Annotated in this window: 21 protein-coding genes and 1 pseudogene; 15 read left to right on the top strand and 7 right to left on the bottom strand. The window is 49.2% G+C overall.

The window, feature by feature from the left end; all coding sequences use genetic code 11:
- Positions 1-263: transcription termination/antitermination NusG family protein (locus M1B78_RS11345; RefSeq protein WP_276019026.1), on the bottom strand; the 263-nt coding region annotated here is incomplete at its 3' end.
- Positions 264-884: 621 nt separating this feature from the next.
- On the opposite strand from M1B78_RS11345, the gene M1B78_RS11350 reads away from it, so the two are divergent.
- The 7 genes from M1B78_RS11350 (at position 885) to M1B78_RS11380 (ending at position 9,419) form a co-directional block, all read left to right on the top strand.
- A complete protein-coding gene (locus M1B78_RS11350) occupies positions 885-1,244 on the top strand; it encodes a hypothetical protein (protein ID WP_257932231.1) in 360 nt (119 codons plus the stop codon).
- A gap of 417 nt (positions 1,245-1,661) precedes the next feature.
- On the top strand, positions 1,662-2,426 hold the full coding sequence (locus tag M1B78_RS11355) for a glycerophosphodiester phosphodiesterase family protein (RefSeq protein WP_257940712.1): 765 nt from the start codon (positions 1,662-1,664) through the stop codon (positions 2,424-2,426).
- Between the two features lie 341 nt (positions 2,427-2,767).
- Positions 2,768-3,616, top strand: a complete 849-nt coding sequence (dapF, locus tag M1B78_RS11360) for a diaminopimelate epimerase (RefSeq protein WP_257940713.1) — start codon at positions 2,768-2,770, stop codon at positions 3,614-3,616.
- A gap of 27 nt (positions 3,617-3,643) precedes the next feature.
- A complete protein-coding gene (locus tag M1B78_RS11365; RefSeq protein ID WP_136009622.1) occupies positions 3,644-4,876 on the top strand; it encodes an LL-diaminopimelate aminotransferase in 1,233 nt (410 codons plus the stop codon).
- Between the two features lie 28 nt (positions 4,877-4,904).
- On the top strand, positions 4,905-5,630 hold the full coding sequence (locus M1B78_RS11370; RefSeq protein WP_257940714.1) for a hypothetical protein: 726 nt from the start codon (positions 4,905-4,907) through the stop codon (positions 5,628-5,630).
- A 78-nt stretch (positions 5,631-5,708) separates the two neighbouring features.
- Positions 5,709-7,898 (top strand): glutamine synthetase III, encoded by a 2,190-nt coding sequence (locus M1B78_RS11375; protein WP_257940715.1) that lies wholly within the window; start codon positions 5,709-5,711, stop codon positions 7,896-7,898.
- A gap of 225 nt (positions 7,899-8,123) precedes the next feature.
- The gene (locus M1B78_RS11380) at positions 8,124-9,419 is read left to right on the top strand and encodes a S28 family serine protease (protein ID WP_257940716.1); all 1,296 of its coding nucleotides are present in this window, start codon (positions 8,124-8,126) and stop codon (positions 9,417-9,419) included.
- A gap of 89 nt (positions 9,420-9,508) precedes the next feature.
- On the opposite strand, the gene M1B78_RS11385 is transcribed toward M1B78_RS11380, so the two are convergent.
- Entirely contained in the window at positions 9,509-10,084 is a 576-nt protein-coding gene (locus tag M1B78_RS11385; RefSeq protein ID WP_257931966.1) for an HdeD family acid-resistance protein, read from the bottom strand.
- A gap of 696 nt (positions 10,085-10,780) precedes the next feature.
- On the opposite strand from M1B78_RS11385, the gene trpB reads away from it, so the two are divergent.
- The 8 genes from trpB to M1B78_RS11425 all read left to right on the top strand — a co-directional run bounded on the left by trpB (position 10,781) and on the right by M1B78_RS11425 (position 18,835).
- Positions 10,781-11,959 (top strand): tryptophan synthase subunit beta, encoded by a 1,179-nt coding sequence (gene trpB / locus M1B78_RS11390; protein WP_176468995.1) that lies wholly within the window; start codon positions 10,781-10,783, stop codon positions 11,957-11,959.
- A 30-nt stretch (positions 11,960-11,989) separates the two neighbouring features.
- The gene (locus M1B78_RS11395) at positions 11,990-13,390 is read left to right on the top strand and encodes an anthranilate synthase component I family protein (RefSeq protein WP_257940717.1); all 1,401 of its coding nucleotides are present in this window, start codon (positions 11,990-11,992) and stop codon (positions 13,388-13,390) included.
- A gap of 105 nt (positions 13,391-13,495) precedes the next feature.
- Positions 13,496-14,122 (top strand): anthranilate synthase component II, encoded by a 627-nt coding sequence (locus M1B78_RS11400; protein ID WP_176468987.1) that lies wholly within the window; start codon positions 13,496-13,498, stop codon positions 14,120-14,122.
- 141 nt (positions 14,123-14,263) lie between these two features.
- Positions 14,264-15,259, top strand: coding sequence for an anthranilate phosphoribosyltransferase (trpD, locus tag M1B78_RS11405; protein WP_257940718.1), 996 nt, complete (start codon positions 14,264-14,266; stop codon positions 15,257-15,259).
- 4 nt (positions 15,260-15,263) lie between these two features.
- Positions 15,264-16,091 (top strand): indole-3-glycerol phosphate synthase TrpC, encoded by an 828-nt coding sequence (gene trpC / locus M1B78_RS11410; protein ID WP_257940719.1) that lies wholly within the window; start codon positions 15,264-15,266, stop codon positions 16,089-16,091.
- 97 nt (positions 16,092-16,188) lie between these two features.
- Positions 16,189-16,812: a phosphoribosylanthranilate isomerase gene (locus M1B78_RS11415; protein ID WP_257940720.1), complete on the top strand. Its 624-nt coding sequence runs from the start codon at positions 16,189-16,191 to the stop codon at positions 16,810-16,812.
- Positions 16,813-16,958: 146 nt separating this feature from the next.
- Positions 16,959-17,732, top strand: coding sequence for a tryptophan synthase subunit alpha (trpA, locus tag M1B78_RS11420; RefSeq protein WP_257940741.1), 774 nt, complete (start codon positions 16,959-16,961; stop codon positions 17,730-17,732).
- 62 nt (positions 17,733-17,794) lie between these two features.
- Positions 17,795-18,835, top strand: coding sequence for an asparaginase (locus M1B78_RS11425; protein ID WP_136009635.1), 1,041 nt, complete (start codon positions 17,795-17,797; stop codon positions 18,833-18,835).
- Positions 18,836-18,914: 79 nt separating this feature from the next.
- Here M1B78_RS11425 and M1B78_RS11430 read toward each other — a convergent pair whose 3' ends face one another.
- From M1B78_RS11430 to M1B78_RS11450, 5 genes and pseudogenes are all read right to left on the bottom strand, one after another.
- Positions 18,915-20,078, bottom strand: a complete 1,164-nt coding sequence (locus M1B78_RS11430; protein ID WP_257940721.1) for a MalY/PatB family protein — start codon at positions 20,076-20,078, stop codon at positions 18,915-18,917.
- A gap of 7 nt (positions 20,079-20,085) precedes the next feature.
- Positions 20,086-20,952 (bottom strand): annotated as a pseudogene (locus tag M1B78_RS11435) (DUF3737 family protein).
- A gap of 13 nt (positions 20,953-20,965) precedes the next feature.
- Positions 20,966-21,529: a cyclophilin-like fold protein gene (locus M1B78_RS11440; RefSeq protein ID WP_257940722.1), complete on the bottom strand. Its 564-nt coding sequence runs from the start codon at positions 21,527-21,529 to the stop codon at positions 20,966-20,968.
- Positions 21,530-21,549: 20 nt separating this feature from the next.
- Complete coding sequence (locus tag M1B78_RS11445; protein ID WP_257940723.1) at positions 21,550-22,023, bottom strand: hypothetical protein; 474 nt, start codon at positions 22,021-22,023, stop codon at positions 21,550-21,552.
- 257 nt (positions 22,024-22,280) lie between these two features.
- The gene (locus M1B78_RS11450) at positions 22,281-22,433 is read right to left on the bottom strand and encodes a hypothetical protein (RefSeq protein ID WP_257940724.1); all 153 of its coding nucleotides are present in this window, start codon (positions 22,431-22,433) and stop codon (positions 22,281-22,283) included.
- Positions 22,434-22,536 lie beyond the last annotated feature (103 nt).

Here is a 22,536-nt window from a genome sequence, read left to right on the forward strand (position 1 = left end):
TGACCGCTACGGGTATCAGTAATATATTGCAAATAAGTAATTTGAGACTTAAATCGCTGCACTTCGGAAGGACGTGCATGGACAAAAACCAGGTTACGGATGACGGGAACCAAAGCACGGACTTTCCTGCCCCTACGGATACTTATCTTATATTGCATGGGAATGAAACAGCCAAGATTTGCCTTTTCGAGAAGATGCATAGCTTCAAGCTCCCTGCGGTATGTGGCACGCATGGCAAACCAAACTTCGGTCTCTTTATCCATTTCTATTCTTGCTGATTTTACTTAGAAAAAGGTATTCCTTGGGGGCTTTGAACTACCATTACAGAACTGTAGTTCAATCACTTGCGAGCATTTTATGGAAAGTTTGACAAGCAATATGCTCTTCTTGTCAACAGATTCTCTGCGGTTGTTCACTACCTTTTGGTAAGAGACTATAAACGAACGCATTAGAAACAAAAAAGCGTTTTTTAATCGTACGTTTAATGAACGCAAAGATAGATACGTTTTTTGTAATGACAAAATGTTTGATAGAAAAATGTTCCTGACGAGGAATGGCAATAGTCGCATTGCGTTGAATATCAGTAGTATATGAAACATGTATAATCAGTTAAATTTTTCTTGTTTTTAGCTTTCCGAATGTGCTTTGTAAAGGCTTGAAATAGGTGTTCATTAAACGTACGTTTAATGAACAGCATATCATCCTATATATCAACCACTTAAAATTAATTCCCACACATTTTTCTCCAAGTCCCCCTATTTCTCTCCTACTTTTTATACTTTCGCATTTTTTAACCAGATTAAAAAACAGTTAAACGGACGAAGAATTACACAAATGAAAGAACTCAAAAAAAGAAGCATCTCAACAGTAACGAGCAGAGAAGCATGTCGTATCAATCTGATACACAGAAACCAAGAACAACGAAAGTAAAAGAACACTGCTCCATAGTGGATGAAAAGCTATTGGCAGAACGGGTTTACTACGGAATCCAGACCCATGTTTATGTAGGTTACTTAAGAGCCTTTAAATCAGGCTATTTTGAAGGCACAAAAATCAGGAAAATAACGGATATAGCCAAACTGCTCGTAGCATCCGAAAACTTCACAAAGAGAGCCAGAGGAGAGCAAAAACCTTTGACTTACAGTACGATAATCACCGAATTGGAGAAGGTATGGGCCATCATAAAACGGGAAGACACCACACTGATTGACCCATACGGATATGATGTAAGGATAAATCACTGATAGTTCAGTACCTGGAAAGGCAGTAATTTTGCCGCCGTCAGCAACCCGACAGAAGGGCTACACCTTTCTCGTCGGATGGTGTAGCCTCAACAAGGCAAGGGCGTAGCCATCCGTACTGAAAGGAGTAGCCCTTTTTCATTGCTGATTATCATACATTTACTAACCATAAAAACATGAAAAATGGGAAAAGAAAAAACTGAATTTGAGGAGCAATTTGTATCCAAAACAGAAAAAGCAAAAAAGCTATGGGAAAAACGGATTACGGAAAACACGACATTGAGCATGGAGTCTGTACAATGAAATGAAAGCCCGCATCGTGATGCCCGGAAAGTACATACTGAAATTACTCAGGGGTTAGATTTAATAAAAGAAATATAATACTTATCTTTGTGTCCATAACAAAACACCCTAATCATTATGAATCTGAAAAAACTATTTTTTGTTTCTGCCCTGCTCTTTGCTGCGTGCGGCACTATCCAGGCCCAGGAAGTCATTGCCCACCGTGGTTTCTGGACAATAAGCGGTTCGGCCCAGAACTCCCTTGCCGCACTTGTAAAGGCCGATTCCATCCACTGCTACGGCTCCGAGTTCGACGTTTGGCTCACCACAGACAATCAGCTGGTTGTCAATCATGACGCCACCTTTAAAGGCGTGACTATGCAAGATGCCACAGCCAAGGTATGCACCGCCGTACAACTGGACAACGGCGAACAACTCCCTACCCTGCAACAGTATCTGGACAAGGCAAAAAGCCTGAAAACCCGCCTTATCCTCGAACTGAAAGCCCATAAAACTCCCGAACAAGAGACACGTGCCGTAGAGGGCATCGTTAAGATGATTAGGAATATGGGGCTGGAAAGCCGTACCGAATACATCACCTTCTCCAAACATGCCACCAAGGAGTTTATCCGTCTGGCACCCAAAGGCACCCCCGTCTACTACCTGACCGGTGACCTTACCCCCAAGGAGTTGAAAGCATGGGGTTGTGCCGGTCCCGACTACCACTTCAGTGTCTTCCAAAAACATCCTGAATGGATAAAGGAATGCCACGAGCTCGGCATGAAAGTAAACGCCTGGACTGTAAACAAAGCCAAAGACATGGAATGGCTCATCAGCCAAGGAGTAGATTTCGTCACAACCAATGAGCCGGTAACATTGAAAGCAATTTTAAAGAAAAAATAGCCGTTCCTTATACATTTAGAAATAAAAGCCAAGCAAACCGCTTCATCATGTCAACAATGAAGCGGTTTACTGTTTTCAAAAAGGTAGCATTTATTCATATAAGCAATCTTTTTTCTTATTCCGAATCATGCCACGCTTTTATATTGATTACAATTTATACAAAAAACAAAGTTATATGCTTTCAGATTGAAAGCTCCGCTACACATATTATCATTGAATGAAAGTTTAACCGCAAATAAATAGAAAATGGATATACTTTTCATTTAATCATAAAACAAAACGTCGTATATTTGCATCGAAATAAAACAAAAGGACGTATTAATCAACCAACAAAGGACAAAATGACAAGAACAATAAAATTCACCAAGATGCATGGTGCCGGAAACGACTACATTTATGTAGATACAACCCGATTTCCCATCGAACATCCGGAAGAACTTTCAAAGATATGGAGTGCACCACATACGGGAATTGGAAGTGACGGTCTGGTACTTATAGGCACTTCGGACAAAGCCGATTTCAGCATGCGGATATTCAATGCCGACGGCTCGGAAGCCCGGATGTGCGGCAATGCAAGCCGTTGCATCGGAAAATATCTTTTTGACTACGGACTGACCTCTAAAACGAAAATCATGCTCGACACACTGTCAGGTATAAAGGTGCTAAACCTGCACTTGGCAGACGGAAAGGTCAACTCTGTAACCGTAGACATGGGCATACCTGCCGACGAACCGGCAGATTACGACGGCAAAGGTGCCAAACCGATGAAAGAACAACCCATCGAAGTGGACGGAGAACGATATGCAGGTACCACCGTATCCATGGGAAACCCGCACCTGGTCATCTTCGTCAATGACATAGAGGACGTCGACCTTCCGGTAATCGGCCCCAAACTGGAAAACCATCCCCTTTTCCCCGAACGCATCAACGTAGAATTTGCCCAGATATTGGAAGAAGGAAAAATAAGGATGCGTGTCTGGGAACGAGGCTCGGGCATCACCCAAGCCTGCGGAACCGGAGCTTGTGCCACCGCCGTGGCAGCCTTCCTCACCGGACGCGCGGGAAGAGATTCTACCGTCATCATGGACGGAGGCTCACTCAACATCCGATGGGACATCGCTACCAGACATGTCCTGATGACGGGGGAAGCCACCAAAGTATTCGACGGAGAAATTGAATTAATTGACTAACCACCAACTATCAACCAAGAAAAGATTATGGCATTAGTTAACGAACATTTTTTAAAACTACCGGGCAGTTATTTGTTTTCAGACATAGCCAAGAAGGTAAATACTTTCAGGATAACACACCCAAAGCAGGAAGTCATCCGTCTGGGTATCGGAGACGTTACCCGGCCACTGCCGCCGGTCTGCATCGAAGCGATGCACAAGGCGGTGGAAGAGATGGCTGATGCGCAGACATTCCGTGGATACGGTCCCGAACAGGGATACGACTTCCTGATAGAAGCCATCATCAAGCACGATTACCTTCCGCGAGGCATCCATTTCAGTCCTACGGAAATCTTCGTAAACGACGGAGCAAAGAGCGACACGGGAAACATCGGCGACATTCTCCGCCACGACAACAGCGTGGGAGTGACCGACCCGATTTATCCGGTCTATATAGACAGCAACGTGATGTGCGGACGTGCCGGAGTATTGGAGGAAAACGGCCAGTGGAGCAACGTCACCTACATGCCTTGTACCGCCGAAAACAACTTCATCCCGGAGATTCCGGACAAGCGCATCGACATTGTCTACCTCTGCTATCCCAACAACCCGACGGGAACCACCCTGACCAAGTCCGAGCTGAAGAAATGGGTAGATTATGCGCTCGCCAACGACACGCTGATTCTGTTCGATGCCGCCTACGAAGCCTTCATCCGCGAAGATGATGTGCCCCACTCCATCTACGAGATAAAAGGAGCAAAGAAATGCGCCATCGAGTTCCGCAGCTTCTCGAAAACTGCCGGATTCACGGGAGTACGCTGCGGCTACACCGTTGTGCCGAAAGAACTCACTGCCGCCACGCTGGAAGGCGAACGCATCCCGCTGAACAAGCTCTGGAACCGCCGCCAATGCACCAAGTTCAACGGCACCAGCTACATCACCCAACGGGCAGCGGAAGCCATCTATACACCGGAAGGACAGCGGCAGATAAAGGAAACGACAGATTACTATATGAACAACGCCCGCACCATGAAGCAGGGCCTTGAAGCGGCCGGACTGAAGGTCTACGGTGGTGTGAACGCTCCTTACATCTGGCTGAAAACGCCTGACGGAACGGGCTCCTGGCGATTCTTTGAACAAATGCTGTATGAGGCCAATGTAGTGGGCACACCGGGCGTGGGCTTCGGTCCCAGCGGCGAGGGTTATATCCGGCTGACGGCCTTCGGAAAACACGAAGATTGCGTGGAAGCCATGAAGCGCATCCGGAAGTGGCTGAAATAAGAAAACTAAACTTAAAAGTAAAAAAGGTATGAAAACAAGAAGTATAAAACGGGGGATAATGGCAATGATACTCTTATCAATGGCAATGCCTTTCACGGCAAAGGCTCAGGATAAAGTGGAAGCATCGGTAGGCGTCGACCTCGTAAGCGGCTACGTCTGGCGTGGCCAGGATTTGGGGGGTGTAAGCCTTCAGCCAAGTGCATCCATTGCCTACAAAGGTTTCTCTCTGGGGGCTTGGGGCTCCGTAGGCATCGAGAGTTCGGACACGAAAGAGTTCGACCTCATACTGGGATATTCGACCGGAGGCTTCAGCGTATCGGTGACGGACTACTGGTACAATGTGACCGGAGATGGAGCGACGGCCAAATACTTCCGGTATGGAGCACACAATGCAGCCAACTCACATCTGTTCGAGGCGCAAATCGGTTATGATTTCGGCCCCGTAGCCGTAAACTGGTACACCAACTTTGCAGGCGACGACGGCGTTGACAAAGACGGTGACCGTGCTTATTCATCCTACATCTCCGTAGCAGCCCCCTTCGCATTGGGCGGACTGGACTGGACAGCCGAGATAGGCGCTACCCCTTGGGCCACGGACTTCTATGAAGCCAACGGCTTTGCCGTATGCGACGTCAGCCTGGGAGTATCAAAAGACATCAAAATCACCGATTCCTTCTCCCTCCCGTTGTTTGCCAAAGCAACTTGGAATCCGAAGTCTGAAGGTGCCTATTTCATAGTCGGACTAAGTTTCTAAGATGAGAAAGCAATGAAAAGAAGTTTTTTTCACTCTAACATAGTTTTATTAAACCAACAATTACAACTCTAAGGTATTATGTCAAAATTGAGATTCAGAGTAGTAGAGACGGCGTTCAAGAAGAAACCCGTTGCAGTGGCAGTCCCGGCGGAACGTCCGTCAGAGTATTTTGCCAAGTATGTATTCAACAAGGAGAAGATGTTCCGCTATCTGCCAAGCAAGGTGTATGCCAAACTGACGGATGTGATTGACAACGGAGCCCCGCTAGACCGCAGCATAGCCGACGAGGTTGCCGCAGGTATGAAGAAATGGGCGGTTGAAATGGGGGCGACCCACTATACTCACTGGTTTCATCCGCTGACCGAAGGTACTGCCGAAAAGCACGATGCCTTTGTGGAACACGACGGCAAAGGCGGCGTAATGGAGGAATTCTCCGGTAAGCTGCTCGTACAGCAGGAACCGGACGCTTCCAGTTTCCCGAACGGCGGTATCCGCAATACGTTCGAGGCACGTGGCTACTCGGCATGGGACCCCTCTTCCCCGGCATTCATCGTAGACGACACGCTCTGCATCCCGACTATTTTCATCGCCTATACCGGTGAGTCTCTGGACTACAAGGCACCGTTGCTGAAAGCCCTGCGTGCCGTAGACAAGGCTGCCGTCGACGTATGCCACTATTTCAATCCGGAAGTAAAGAAAGTGGTTGCCTATCTGGGCTGGGAGCAGGAATATTTTCTGGTTGACGAAGGGTTGTACGCCGCCCGTCCCGACCTGCTGATGACCGGACGCACGCTGATGGGCCATGACAGCGCCAAGAACCAGCAGCTGGAAGATCATTACTTCGGGGCCATCCCCAGCCGTGTGGCCGCTTTCATGAAGGAACTGGAAATCGAAGCGCTGAAACTCGGCATCCCCGTCAAGACCCGTCACAACGAAGTGGCTCCCAACCAGTTCGAGCTGGCTCCCGTCTTCGAGGAATGCAACCTGGCGGTAGACCACAACATGCTCATCATGGCTTTGATGCGTAAAGTGGCACGTAACCACGGCTTCCGCGTACTGCTGCACGAAAAGCCTTTCAAGGGTGTCAACGGTAGCGGCAAGCATAATAACTGGTCGCTGGGTACGGACACTGGTGTCCTGCTCCACGCCCCCGGCAAACTGCCCGAAGAGAACCTGCGTTTCATCACCTTCGTAGTGAATACGCTGATGGCCGTATACCGCCACAACGGATTGCTGAAGGCCTCCATCTCCAGCGCCACGAACGCCCATCGTCTGGGTGCCAACGAAGCTCCTCCGGCCATCATCTCTTCCTTCCTGGGCAAGCAGTTGAGCCAGGTGCTGGAGCACATCGAAGAGAGTACAAAGGACGACCTCGTCAGCCTCAGCGGCAAGCAAGGCATGAAGCTGGACATCCCGCAGATTCCGGAACTGATGATAGACAATACCGACCGCAACCGTACCAGCCCGTTCGCTTTCACCGGCAACCGCTTCGAGTTCCGCGCCGTGGGTTCCGAAGCCAACTGTGCCAGTGCCATGATTGCACTGAACTCTGCCCTTGCCGAGCAGTTGGTGGAATTCAAGAAAGATGTGGACGAACTGATTGAAAAGGGTGAACCGAAAATTTCCGCCATCCTCGAAATCATCCGCCGGTACATCAAAGTCTGCAAGCCTATCCACTTTGACGGCAACGGCTACAGCGACGAATGGAAAGCCGAAGCAGCCCGCCGCGGTCTGGATTGCGAGACAAATGTTCCCGTCATCTTCGACAACTACCTGAAACCGGAGAGCATCCGGATGTTCGAATCCATCGGAGTCATGACGAAGAAAGAACTGGAAGCCCGCAATGAAGTGAAATGGGAAATGTATACCAAGAAAATCCAAATCGAAGCCCGCGTGCTCGGAGACTTGGCCATGAACCACATCATCCCCGTAGCTACACAATACCAGACCGATTTGGTGGACAACGTCTACAAGATGAAAGACCTGTTCCCCGCAGAGAAGGCCGCAAAACTATCTGCCAAGAATCTGGAACTCATCGAAGAGATTGCCGACCGCACTGCCTTCATCAAGGAGCATGTGGATGCCATGATCGAGGCGCGCAAAGTGGCCAACAAAATTGACAGTGAACGTGAAAAAGCCATCGCCTACCACGACAACATCGTACCGATGATGGAAGAAATCCGTTACCACATCGACAAGCTGGAACTCATCGTCGACAATCAGATGTGGACGTTGCCCAAATATCGCGAGTTACTGTTTATAAGATAAAGGATAAGGGATGAAAGATTAAGAATTAATAGAATGGACTTACCCTTCATTATTTACCTCTTCATCCTTGGTTCCTTATCGCTTTCTTTTGTTGGTTGTTTTAAGTTTGCAGGGAGAGAGGTGCCGCGAGGCAGTTCTCTCTCTCTTTTTTCGTCCATGCCAACTGTTGGCAGTAAGCAGGAAATAACCTATCTTTGCCCGTCAGATAAAAACAATCTTGTCATCATGAAGAATTTACGTAACTGCTATGCAGCGTTCCTGCTGTTTGCCTTGCTGTTTGTTTCGGCTACTGCCTGGGCACAAACCGATTTGCAGCAAAAACTGAGTCAGATTTCCGCCATTACGGAAACCCGTCCGTTGGAGTCCACCCGGTTCTCCGAGAAGTATATAACCTATTTCACCCAGCCGTTGGACCACGACCATCCCGAAAAGGGCAGCTTCCGACAGCGCGTGATTGTCTCCCACGTCGGTTTCGACCGTCCTACGGTAATTGTAACCGAAGGCTATGGAGCCGCCTATGCCCTCAATCCCAAGTATCGCGAGGAACTTTCAGAGCTGCTCGATGCCAACATGATTTTTGTGGAATACCGTTATTTTCTGGAATCCACCCCAGAACCAAAAGATTGGCAATACCTCACTGCCGAGAATTCTGCAGACGACCTGCATGCCGTCCGCAACGCCTTTAAAAGCATCTATCCCGGCAAATGGATTGCAACCGGCATCAGCAAGGGCGGGCAGACTACCCTGCTCTACCGCACGTTCTATCCGGACGATGTGGATATTTCCGTGCCATACGTAGCTCCGCTCTGTTATGCGGCGGAAGACGGACGCCACGAACCTTTTCTCAAGAAAGTGTCTACTCCGCAAGACCGCAAACGAATTGAAGACTTCCAGCTGGAAGTGTTGAAACGGAAAGCCACGCTGCTCCCCCGCTTTGAGAAATATTGCGATGAAAAAGGGCTCAAGTTCCGTGCGCCCGTTGAAGAAATATACGACTATTGTGTGCTGGAGTATTCTTTCGCCCTTTGGCAGTGGGGGTCTCCCGTCAACAGCATTCCCGCAACCACGGCTCCGGACGATGAGATATTTGCCCATCTGCTCGACATCAGCAACCCCGACTATTTCATTGCCGACAGCCCGACAGCCTCGTTCTTCGTGCAGGCCGCCCGCGAGTTGGGTTATTACGGCTACGATACGAAGCCTTTCAAGAAATATCTTTCCATCCAATCGAACAAGGCTTACCTGCACCGCCTCATGCTTCCCGAAGAGCTGAAAGACATGCCCTTCGACAAGACCCTAAGCAAGAAAATCACGGAATTCTTGAAAAAGAATGACCCGAGAATGATATTCATCTACGGACAGAACGACCCATGGACGGCTGCCGGAGTGACCTGGCTGAAAGGGAAGAAGAACATCCATGTATTCGTCGAGCCCGGCGGAAGCCATCGGGCACGCATCAGCACTCTGCCTGAAGCAGAAAAGAAACAAGCGATGGAGCTGATTAATGAATGGTTGAAATAATAAAAAACGGATGGTCTGTGTGGCATGAACAGACCATCCGTTTACTCCAGACAGACCATCTGTTCTACCTCAACAGATGGTCTGTTTTTTTATTCTATAATTTGTGCATCCTCAATATGGTCCACCGCCTTTGCAGAAGCATCCGGTGTCTTTGGGCGGCAGCGCGTAAACTTAAACCAGTTCAGCAGTTCCGAAGCCGCATAGACCAGACTACTAATACCGATAATGATAAATGCCGTGGAACGTACTCCCATAGGATTGAACAACGCAACCAGACCAGCAATCAGAATCAATACAGGCACCGTGTAAAAGCCATACGGCACCGGCATCCAGCGACGGGCGGCGGAGAGCGAGGCAATCTGTTGCACTCCTCCCATCAGCAGAACAAATCCCAATACAAATGTTAGCAAATCGGCAAAGAAACCGGGCATGATAATCAGCCACAAGCCAAACAGCAGGCTGCCCACCCCCTCGACAGGGAAACGACTGCGCATCTCCGTGCTCTGTGCAAAGTAGCCTATGATACTGATAAGCGAAGGCACCAGGAAAACGACACCTATCGTAATCACCAGGTAATCACCGGCCTGGTCGGGAAACATCACCAGCACCAAACCGATAACCAGCGCACATATTGCGCGCAAAAATGAATAACTTAATCCTTTCATGAGTCTATGTTTTTTTGCGAAGATACATCTTTATCCGAATAACTCCGCACGAAAATTCCGAAAAATCAGTTTACATTCAACCAGGCATTCATATCTTCGGCCACAAAAAGCCAGTATACCAACAACAGTACAGCAATAACTACACCTATGGCAACTAAATGTTTTCGATTCATAGTTTGTTCCTTTCTTTTTTTGAATGAATACTCATTTTTACTATACCTATAAAAACAATATTCCAAGAGAAATGTTTTAATCCGAAAAAAAAGTCATATTTATTTTGGCGGTTAAAACAAAGTGCTTATATTTGTCGCGAAAACGAAGACAGGCTGCACCTCAGCATAGAAAATGAGCAAGTTCATTTTATTATACATTCGGTTTGCACTGTCTTTGCCTTCGATAAAATCAAAAAAGTCAATGAAAACAATGTTCGTAAATACATATTGGTGGTGGCACCCGTTACAACTCCGACAGTCGTAAGGGAGCAGTGCTCGTATGTATATATGTAATATATAGTAAAAACAAAAAGAGCCCTGTCGCACCAAGCGACGGGGCTCTTTTCGTTTAGGCAACAATGTGTTTTTGATAACACTGAAAGCCACGAAACCGGTGCCTGAAATAGATTAAATAACAAAAAAGGGAATCAGTTTCAACTCCCGATTCCCCTAAATAGTAAATAGTCAAATAGTAAATAACATGATGGATTTCTTAGTTGACAAAGAAGGTTATTACGGAGAATTCGGTGGGGCATACGTCCCCGAAATCCTCCACAAGTGTGTAGAAGAGTTGCAGAATACTTACCTCAAGGTGCTGCAAAGCGAGGACTTCAAGCGTGAATACGAGCAGTTGCTTCGCGACTACGTGGGACGCCCTTCCCCACTCTACCCGGCACACCGCCTGTCCGAGAAGTACGGTTGCCGGATTTACCTCAAGCGTGAAGACCTGAACCACACCGGCGCCCACAAAATCAACAACAGCATCGGGCAGGTCTTGCTGGCACGCCGCACGGGCAAGCGCCGCATCATCGCCGAAACCGGAGCCGGACAACATGGGGTAGCCACAGCCACCGTCTGCGCATTGATGAATATGGAATGTATCGTCTACATGGGCAAGACCGACGTGGAGCGCCAACGCGTCAATGTGGAGAAGATGAAGATGCTCGGCGCCACCGTCGTACCCGTCACCAGCGGCAACATGACGTTGAAGGACGCCACCAACGAAGCCATCCGCGACTGGTGCTGCCATCCGTCGGACACCTACTACGTGATAGGTTCCACTGTCGGCCCGCACCCATATCCCGACATGGTGGCACGCTTGCAGTCCGTCATCAGCGAAGAAATCAGAAAACAGCTCCTTGAGCATGAAGGACGCAGCTGTCCCGACTACCTCATCGCCTGCGTAGGCGGAGGAAGCAACGCAGCCGGCACCATCTATCACTACGTCAACGACCCGCACGTGCAAATCGTCCTCGCCGAAGCCGGCGGAAAAGGCATTGAAACGGGAAGGACAGCCGCCACCATCGCCCTCGGCAAGATGGGCATCATCCACGGTTCCCGCACCTACGTCATCCAGAACGAGGACGGACAGATAGAAGAGCCCTATTCCATATCTGCCGGACTGGATTATCCGGGCATCGGCCCCATGCACGCCAACCTTGCCAAGCGGAAACGTGCCATCGTCCTCGCCGTCAACGACGATGAAGCCATCCGCGCCGCCTACGAACTGACCCGGCTCGAAGGTATCATCCCCGCATTGGAAAGTGCCCACGCACTGGGCGCGCTGGAGAAGATGAACTTCAAGCCGACGGACGTAGTGGTGCTGACTGTCTCGGGAAGAGGAGACAAGGATATGGATACCTATTTGAGTGATGAGCTATAAGTGATGAATTATTTAAAAATACAAGATACAATGAAACAATATGACTATAAAACAGTCAGCCGTACCATGCTTGGTGACTTGCATACGCCGGTGAGCACCTATCTGAAGGTACGCGACATCTTTCCGCAGAGCGCACTTATGGAGAGTTCCGACTATCATGGCAGCGAGAATAACCGTTCGTTCATCGCTCTGTGTCCGCTGGCAAGTGTCAGCATAGATCATGGTATGGCTATCTTCCGACTGCCGGACGACAGCCGCGAAGAACATCCCATAACCGAAGAGTATCGGGTGGAAAATGCGCTGAACGACTTCCTTGGCCGCTTCCGCGTAGAAGGCGAATACAGCAATTACTGCGGACTCTACGGATACACTTCCTTCAATGCAGTCCGCTACTTCGAGAATATACCCGTGAAGGACAGCCGTGAAGCCACCAACGACGCGCCGGACATGTTGTACATATTATATAAGTACCTCATCGTCTTCAACGATTTCAAGAATGAGATGCTGCTCCTCGAGATGCTGGCTCCCGGTGATACCAACGAGCTGGACAAGGTGCAGAAGGCCATCCATAACCGTAACTACACCGCCTACGACTTCCGCGCCATCGGCTCCACCACCTCCCCACTTACAGACGAGGAGCACAAGGCGAACATCTGCCAAGGCATTGCCCACTGCCTGCGCGGCGACGTCTTCCAGATTGTCCTCTCCCGCCGTTTCGAACAGCGCTTCATGGGCGATGACTTCAAGCTCTACCGTGCCTTGCGTAGTATCAACCCTTCGCCCTATCTGTTCTATTTCGACTTCGGGGGCTTCCGCATCTTCGGCTCCTCTCCCGAAACCCATTGCCGCATCGAAGGGCGCCATGCCTATATCGACCCCATTGCCGGAACCACGAAGCGCACCGGCGATGCGGAACAGGATGCCATCAATACACGATACCTGCACGATGACCCAAAAGAGAATGCCGAACACGTGATGTTGGTGGACCTTGCACGCAATGACCTATCCCGCAACTGCCGTGATGTAAAGGTAGACTTCTATAAGGAGACGCAGTATTACAGTCATGTTATCCATCTTGTCAGCCGCGTCAGCGGAACACTCTGCAAAGAGGCCGACCCTGTCAAGACCTTCATCGACACCTTCCCTGCCGGAACCCTGAGCGGTGCCCCAAAAGTACGCGCCATGCAGCTCATCAGCCAGCTGGAACCGCACAACCGCGGAGCCTACGGAGGCTGCATCGGTTTCATCGGGCTGAACGGCTCGCTGAACCAGGCGATTACGATTCGCACTTTTGTCAGCCGCAACGGTGTCCTCTGGTTCCAGGCAGGAGGCGGCATCGTGGCCAAGAGCAACGACAAGTACGAACTGCAAGAGGTGAACAACAAGCTCGGCGCACTAAAAAAGGCAATTGAGATGGCGGAAAAAATGTGAATTCATTTACCATTTGAGAATTCACTATTTACGATTTGCCATGCGGTGCGTACACTGTGCAGCCAAATCATAAATAGTAAATTAAACGGTTTATAAATACAAAAAATGAAAACAGTTATCATAGACAATTACGACTCATTCACCTACAACCTTGCCCATCTGGTGAAAGAGCTTGGCGCAGAAACGGACGTGCTGCGCAACGATAGATTCCTGCTCGAAGAATTGGAGCGATACGATAAGATTATCCTCTCACCCGGTCCCGGCGTACCCGAGGAAGCCGGACTGCTGTTGGATGTCATCCGCACCTATGCCGGACGAAAACCCCTACTCGGTGTCTGCCTGGGCGAACAAGCCATCGGACAAGTGTTCGGCGGAAAGCTGGTCAATCTGGAAGAGGTATTCCATGGAGTACAGACGGAAATAAGGATAAAGGAGAAAGAATCAGGGATTAGGAATGAAGAATTAGGGGAAAAGGATTATGAAGGTATTTCTCTCGAAGAAGACTATATCTTCTGCGGTTTACCCAATAGGGTTTCCGTCGGACGATATCACTCCTGGGTAGTGGATACGAAGGACTTTCCAGACGAACTTGCCATTACTGCCATCAGCCCCGAAGGACAAATCATGGCGCTGAAACATCGGAAATATGACATCCACGGCATCCAGTTTCATCCTGAATCGGTGTTGACACCCGACGGAAAAACAATCGTGAGAAACTGGCTTTCGCAATAAGGCACTTCAGTGTCTGAAATGCCACACTTCACTATTGCTAACATGAGGCGTTTCGGACGAAAACATAAGATGTTTCGAGAACCCATAAATACAAAACTCCAAAAAAGGAGTAAATTCAACCATCAAATCGTAAATATCAAGATGAAAGCAATACTCACCCGTCTCTTCAATCACGAAGAGCTCACATCGGAGGAAACCAAACAAATCCTCCTCAATATCACCAAGGAAATGTATCCTGAGGCGCAGATAGCGGCCCTGCTCACTGCCTTCCAGATGCGGAGCATCACTGTGGATGAGCTTATCGGCTTCCGCGAAGCACTGATGGAAACACGCCTCCCCATCGACTTCGCCCCCTATCGCCCCATCGACATTGTAGGTACGGGAGGCGATGGAAAAAACACTTTCAACATCTCCACCTGCGCTTGCTTCGTGGTGGCGGGAGCCGGCTACAAGGTTGCCAAACACGGCAACTACGGAGCCACTTCCGTGAGCGGAGCCAGCAATGTCATCGAGCAGCATGGCGTACGCTTCACCAACAACCCCGACACACTGAAACGCAGCATGGAAGAGTGTAACATCGCTTACCTTCATGCCCAGCTTTTCAATCCGGCGATGAAGTTTGTCGGCCCTGTCCGCAAGACGCTGGGAGTGCGCACCTTGTTCAATCTGCTCGGCCCGTTGGTGAATCCATGCTGTCCGGCATACCAACTACTCGGCGTGGCAGACCTCTCGCAGATGCGCCTATATACCAATGTATTCTATAAGCTCGGCATTGACTTTGCCGTGGTCAACAGCCTTGACTGCTACGACGAAATCTCCCTGACAGACGAGTTCAAGGTAATGACCCGCGACTACGAGCACATCTACCGTCCGCAAGCTCTCGGCTTCAAGGATGCCCGCCCTGAAGAACTGTTCGGCGGCGCATGCAAGGAAGATGCTGCCCACATATTCGACAATATCCTTACGGGGCATGCCACACCTGCACAAACGCAATGCGTCATTGTCAACGCCGCCTTTGCCATCCAGGTGATGGAGCCGCAGAAAGAGATTGAAGAGTGCATCGCCATCGCACGCGAATCACTGGATAGCGGACGGGCGCTGGCGACACTGAAAAAATTTATCGAAATCAATAAATGAAGCAATGAAAGATATACTGTCTGAAATCATCGCCCATAAACAAACAGAAATTGAACTACAGAAACAAACCGTCTCTCTGGAACAGTTGCGGGAACAAGCCGGAAACATCATCCGGGAGAATGCGGCACATCGCCGCAGCATGAAGCAGGCCCTTGCCGCTTCTTCTACAGGAATCATCTCCGAATTCAAACGACGTTCACCCTCCAAAGGCTGGATAAACGAGGCTGCCCGGGCAGAGGAGATACCCGCCTCCTACGAAGCCGCCGGCGCCGCTGCCCTCTCCATCCTGACGGATGAGAAGTTCTTTGGCGGTACGCTGCGCGACATCCGCACAGTCCGTCCGCTCGTCCACATCCCCATTCTGCGCAAAGACTTCATCATCGACGAGTACCAGCTTCTGCAAGCCTGCATCGTAGGTGCCGACGCGGTATTGCTCATTGCCGCCTGCCTTAGTCCGGAGCAATGCAGCACTCTCACCACCCAAGCCCACGAACTTGGGCTGGAGGTATTGCTCGAAATCCACAGCCCTTCGGAACTCTCCTATATAAATAAGGAAGCCGACATGGTTGGTGTCAACAACCGCAACCTCGACTCTTTCGTCACCGATGTGGATAATTCCTTCCGGATAGCCCGGCAACTGCGCGAAGCCACCCACGGAGCGGTCTCCCCACTCCTTGTTTCCGAAAGCGGCATCTCCGACCCCGAAACCATCTGCCGCCTGCGTGCTGCCGGCTTCCGCGGTTTCCTCATCGGCGAAACCTTCATGAAAACAGGGCACCCCGGCGAAACCCTGAAAGAGTTCATCAGAGACAGTCTTTCAATTGATAATTGAAAGTTGATAATTGCAAATACAGAAGTCTCCCATACAGCGTTACGTTGCGCAGCTAAATTGTAAATAGTAAATTGTAAATAGTAAAATCGTAAATAAGATGTCTCCTCTCATCAAAGTATGCGGAATGACTGAAGCAGAAAACATCCGCAATGTAGAACTGCAAGGTGTAGATATGATCGGCTTCATCTTCTACCCAAAATCTCCCCGTTATCTGTACCAGATGCCCGGGTATCTGCCAGCCTGCGCCAAGCGCGTCGGCGTCTTTGTCAACGAAACCAAGGAAAACATCCTGATGTATACCGACCGTTTTGATCTGGACTACATCCAGCTGCATGGCAATGAAGCTCCCGAGTATTGCCGTTCCCTACGCAATGCAGGTCTGCACCTCATCAAGGCCTTCTCCATCTCGCGCCCCAAAGACCTGCTTGCTGTCTCTGCCTACAATGGTCTATGCGACTACTACCTCTTCGACACCAAGACCCCGCAGTACGGCGGTTCCGGCAATCAGTTCGACTGGAACCTCCTGCACCGCTACAACGGTCCCACTCCGTTCCTGCTCAGCGGTGGTATCAACCCCTACAGCGTAAAAGCCCTCTGGGAGTTCTGCCATCCCTATTTTGCGGGTATCGACATCAACAGCCGTTTCGAGACGGCACCGGGAATAAAAGATGTGGAACGCATCTCAAACTTCCTGAAAGAACTCAATGGATTTACGATTTGACAAATATTACCATGTTCAATGTATAATCCGCCATGCGGTATACAATTGCGCGGCTAAATTGTAAACTCAAATCATAAATCGTAAATACAAAAATGTATCAGGCAGCGTATATTGCGCAGCTAAATTGTAAAATTGTAAATAGTATGATGAACCGAATTAACCAACTTTTCCAGGACAGCCCCAAGAATCTGCTGTCCATTTACTTCTGCGCAGGCTGTCCCACTCTCGACGGTACTGCCGACGTTATCCGTACTCTCGAAAAGAACGGAGTCAGCATGATTGAAATCGGTATCCCGTTCAGTGATCCCATGGCCGACGGCATTGTTATCCAGAATGCCGCCACCCGCGCCCTGCACAACGGCATGTCTCTCCGCCTGCTTTTCGAACAATTGCAAGACATTCGCCGCGATGTCCGCATTCCCCTCATCCTCATGGGATACCTTAACCCCATCATGCAGTTCGGCTTCGAGGCATTCTGCCGGAAGTGCGTGGAGTGCGGCATCGACGGCGTCATCATTCCTGACCTCCCCTTCCGCGATTACGAAGAGAGCTACAAAACCATCGCCTCGAAGTATGACATCCGTGTCATCATGCTCATTACCCCCGAAACCAGCGAAGCCCGCGTCCGCGAAATAGACGCCCACACCGACGGCTTCATTTACTTGGTGTCCAGCGCCGCCACTACCGGTGCCCAGAAAGACTTCGACACCCGGAAACAAGCCTACTTCAAGAGGATAGAGGATATGAACCTGCGCAATCCACGCATGGTAGGCTTCGGCATCAGCAACAAGCAGACATTCGATGCCGCCTGCGCCCACTCATCCGGCGCCATCATCGGCAGCCGCTTCGTCACTCTGCTTAACGAAAAGGAGGGAGATGCGGAAAAGGCCATCAGGCAGTTGAAGGAAGAGGTGGGATGAATGATGAGTTATCACTTTTTTTACTATCTTTGTGCCCGAAAAAGAACTCAAATACGAAATCTATGAAAGTCGATTACCCTTCTGTACTATTGATTTACACTGGTGGAACTATCGGAATGATAGAAAATCCCGAGACCGGTGCACTTGAGAACTTCAACTTCGACCAACTGCTGCAGCATGTTCCCGAACTGAAGCGCTTCAACTACCGCATCTCTTCCTATCAGTTCGATCCACCCATCGACTCTTCTGACATGGAACCTTCTTTCTGGGCAAAGATTGTAAAAATCATCAACTACAACTACGACAATTTCGACGGCTTCGTCATCCTGCACGGCACCGACACCATGGCTTATACAGCCTCCGCCCTCAGCTTCATGCTCGAGAACCTTTCCAAGCCGGTCATCCTCACAGGTTCCCAGCTTCCCATCGGCACCCTGCGCACCGATGGGAAAGAGAACCTAATCACCGCTATTGAAATAGCCGCCGCCAAGCATCCGGACGGCACTCCTATCGTCCCTGAAGTGTGCATTTTTTTCGAAAACGAGCTGATGCGGGGCAACCGTACCACCAAAATCAATGCCGAGAATTTCAACGCTTTCCGTTCCTTCAACTATCCCGCACTGGCAAAGGCGGGCATCCATATCCGCTATAACGAGCATCTCATCCGCCGCCCCGACCCGTCGCGCCCCATGAAGCCGCACTACCTTTTCGACACCAATGTCGTAGTTCTCACGCTCTTTCCCGGCATTCAGGAAAGCATTATCAATTCCGTGCTTCATGTTCCCGGTCTGAAAGCCGTAGTCCTCAAGACCTTCGGTTCCGGCAATGCCCCCCAGAAAGAATGGTTCATCCGCCAGCTGAAAGAAGCCAGCGAACGTGGCATTGTCATCGTCAACATCACCCAATGCCAGAGCGGTGCCGTCGAAATGGGACGCTACGAAACCGGACTTCATCTTCTTCAGGCAGGTATCATCAGCGGCTATGACAGTACCCCCGAATGTGCTGTCACTAAGCTCATGTTCCTTCTGGGACACGGACTGAACCAAGCCGAAATCTGCCACCGCATGAATTCCGACCTGGCAGGAGAAATCACCAAACAATAAGTGGTGGTTCGACAGCAAACGTCAAACCACCACTTTATGGTTGTTTTCAATCAGATATATGAAATAACATTATTCAATTTTAACGATGAATAAAGTTACTAAATCGCGTCAACCCGTCTATCAGCGTTGTACGTGGGCAAGCGATGTTCCACCTCATAAAGCCTTCTCCTTCCATTCCATACATAATGCCGGCGTTCAGCCATAAGTCTCCTTGTTCCATCAATTGCCGTTCCAACTCCTCAGACGGAAGGCCCAGTTTGCGGCAATCCATCCAAACAAGATAGGTACCTTCCAATACCGTAACAGGAAATTCCGGCAGATGCTCACGGCAAAACTCCCGCATATAGAGATAATTGGCGTGCAGATATTCGATAAGTTGGTCCAACCATTTTTCTCCTTCATTATAAGCTGCCTGAGTAGCGATTACGCCAAACGGATTGACATCGCATACCTCATTGTCGTTGATAGCCCGGTCTATTTTCGCCCGACGGTTGGCATCGGCGCAGACAATGTTCGCAATCTGCAATCCGGCAATATTGAACGCCTTACTGGGCGACAGGCAAGTAACGGAATGCCGCAGGAAATCTTCCGAAATGGAAGCGAACGGCGTATAACAGTGTCCCGGAAAAACCAACTCGCAGTGAATCTCATCCGAAACAACCGTTACACCGTGACGGATACAGATTGCACCGATGCGCACCAGTTCTTCACGCTTCCACACCCTTCCAGCCGGATTGTGGGGATTGCACAGCAGCATTATCTTCACCTTAGGGTCGGCGGCTTTACACTCCAAATCCGCATAATCAATCGTGTAAGTATTGTCGGCATAGCACAATGGAGACGACACCATTTCGCACCCATTGTTGCGGATGGACGAAAAGAAGCAGTTATAGACGGGAGTCTGCACCAGTACTTTATCACTGGGTACGGTCAATGCCTTGATGATGGCCGATACGGCAGGCACTACCCCCGATGTATAGATTATCCATTCGCGATCGACTGTCCAGTTATGGCGGCGGGAAAACCAATCCGTGACAGCCTTGTAATAGCTCTCGGATACACGAGTGTACCCGAAAATGCCATGCTCTATTCGTTTTTTCAACGCATCAACGATAGCGGGGGCTGTCGGAAAATCCATATCTGCCACCCACATCGGCAACACCGCTTCACGTTCGCTGCTGTCCCACTTATAGGAATTTGTTCCTCGCCGCGAGATTACTTTGTCAAAATCATATATTGCCATTGTTACTTCAGTTTGTGAAACAGGTAAGTTCGTCCCGGAGCCGGATTTCACAATCGGCGGGAGCCTTGATGTTCTCGTCTATGGTTATTGAACCGAACTCGTCGGCCACGATGCGTCCCGACATCGGATTCTTGATATTCGTGATGGCTCCGCGAATATCAGCCAGCAAGGTGCTGTACTCGAATGCCCGGTCACAATCCGGTCCGAAAGTACAGTTTTCAAGTATCAGGTCGTGTGCATAGCAGAGCGGTTGTTCGCCAGTAATATGGCAGTTCACCAAACGCAGGTTCTTCGAGTGCTAGCCGAGATACTCGCCGTTGAGTTCCGAATCATAGATGGTCACATTCTCCACCTCCCAGAACGCATCCTTTGTCGTAATCTTGGCGTTATGAATTTCCACATTCTTCACGTACTGGAATACATACTTGCTGTCACTTTCCAGTCCGTCCACATAAATGTTGTTGCTGAACATGAAAGGATAAGTGCCCCCATGCAGTTTGAGGTTCTTGATGCGGATGTTGTTGCAACGCCAGAATACCTCGTCGGCATCGTTCATCGTTACGTTCTCGATGTCTATCTCGTCCATCTCGCGGAACATCTTCGGCGCATCAATAATCGTGTCGGTCATTTTCAGGTGGTCGCAATACCACAGTGCCGAGCGACCTCCGACATCGAAATAACAACGGTCGATTTTAAAGCCGTGCACATGCCAAAAAGGATAATTACCCTCGAAACGGCATTCGAACGCTTCGATGTTGCTGCACTCTTTGATGGCCGATTCTCCGGCACGGATAATCACATTCTCCAGACGGAGGTCATGAGATTCGAACAAGGGACGTTCGCCCCCGAACTCAGTATCTTTAATAAGTTTCATTTGAGATATTGTTTTAGTTATTACTGGTTTCAAAAGTTACGGTCACATTGCCTCGCCCGAGAGCCGAAGCCAGCCCTGACGGATTATCGAGCCGCCCTATACGGGTGTAGCTGTAAGACGAAGAGAACGTTTCATAGAAAAGGACGAGACAATTGGAACCGTAGAGCATCAAATCCCCGTTCCGGATTGTTCCCGGCCGGTTACTGTCTGTGGGCAAATTCTCTGACAGGTAATGGTATTTCTCGTTGCCGTTCATCTCGTTCATCGTTACCGTCATCGGCAGCAGAGCGGCAAAGGCACGTGCCGTGGCATTGTCTTCAAGGGTGGCAGCGAAGCTGCGGCCGCCTGCCCGGACTGTAATGTTTCTGTTCATTTCGTTTTCTCCTCCATTATTTTCATTGCCATTCCCGCTATCGTCATTTCCGTTTCCGGAATTGTAGTTGTTTCCCGGTTCTTCGGGATTAGGAACAGGAATCACCGGATTCTCTGTTATAGGTTCATCGTCAGGACTGCAAGCTGTCAGTGCAGATGTGGCTGTCACAAGCAGCAAGACCATGACAATAATACATCTGTTCATATCTTGTTCTATTTTAAGGTTTATAATTCCAATCCCATTTTATAGACTTTTTCAAGATGCTCAGGTGATATTCGACGGGCTATATTCTCACATCCCGTACAACCGCTCGCCAGATAAGTTCCGACCTCTTTTCCTCCCAACACGCCGCTGATGATATGAAAATAACCCAAAGCCTGGTCGAAAGTATGCTCGTTATTGTCTCCCGCAGTCGTAAGCAGCACGATCTCTTTCTCAGGATACTTATCCTCGACGGAAATGGCATATAGACGTTCGATATAGGCATCGGTCAGATGGTCTGTATCGCCTTGTCGCGTACCGGCACTCATCAGTACAAGGACATTTTTCCCGTTACCTTGGCATATTGTCTCGACTGTCGTGGGACGAAAATCTTCTTCCGGTTTACTCTCTTTCAGAAAACGGAAGATAGCCGACCCTCCAAGCAATACGCCGCCAGCAGTCAGCAAACTATTTCTTAAAAATGTTCTTCTTTCCATATCTGACAATTCTTGTTTCAAGTAATTATTCTTCTGATTTTCATATTGCAAAATTAGGTTGAAACTATGAACTGAACAGTAGATGAATTACAGAGAAGATAACCCCAATTACAGATTATATAAAAAAGAGGCAGTGTCAAGTGTGAAGTGACATTGCCTCTTTATCCGAATTTTGCTTACTATTGAAATTTTCCCTATTCCTTATTCTTCATGGATTTGAACCACTTATTTGATGAATAGTGCCGTTCATGTATTTACTACAAGCTTTCATGCAGAACGGAAAGCACATCTTCCCGCACAAGTGTTTTGAAACCTTCGTTCATAATAAATGTGGCATCGGCGATACCTTCCAGCATATCCTCGGTAACACCAAGCGATGTGATTTCTGTCGCTACTCCGATTGTATTCATCCACTCAAGCAAAGCCTCCAATCCTTCATTTGCAAGCTATTCTTCCGTTTTTCCCACTTCTGGTATACAACTCGAAAGTAAAAATCTTCCGCTTGGTCAAACT

Origin of the sequence: Bacteroides muris (ex Fokt et al. 2023), from assembly GCF_024704895.1 — a bacterium.
GTDB classification, from domain to species: Bacteria; Bacteroidota; Bacteroidia; order Bacteroidales; family Bacteroidaceae; genus Bacteroides; species Bacteroides muris.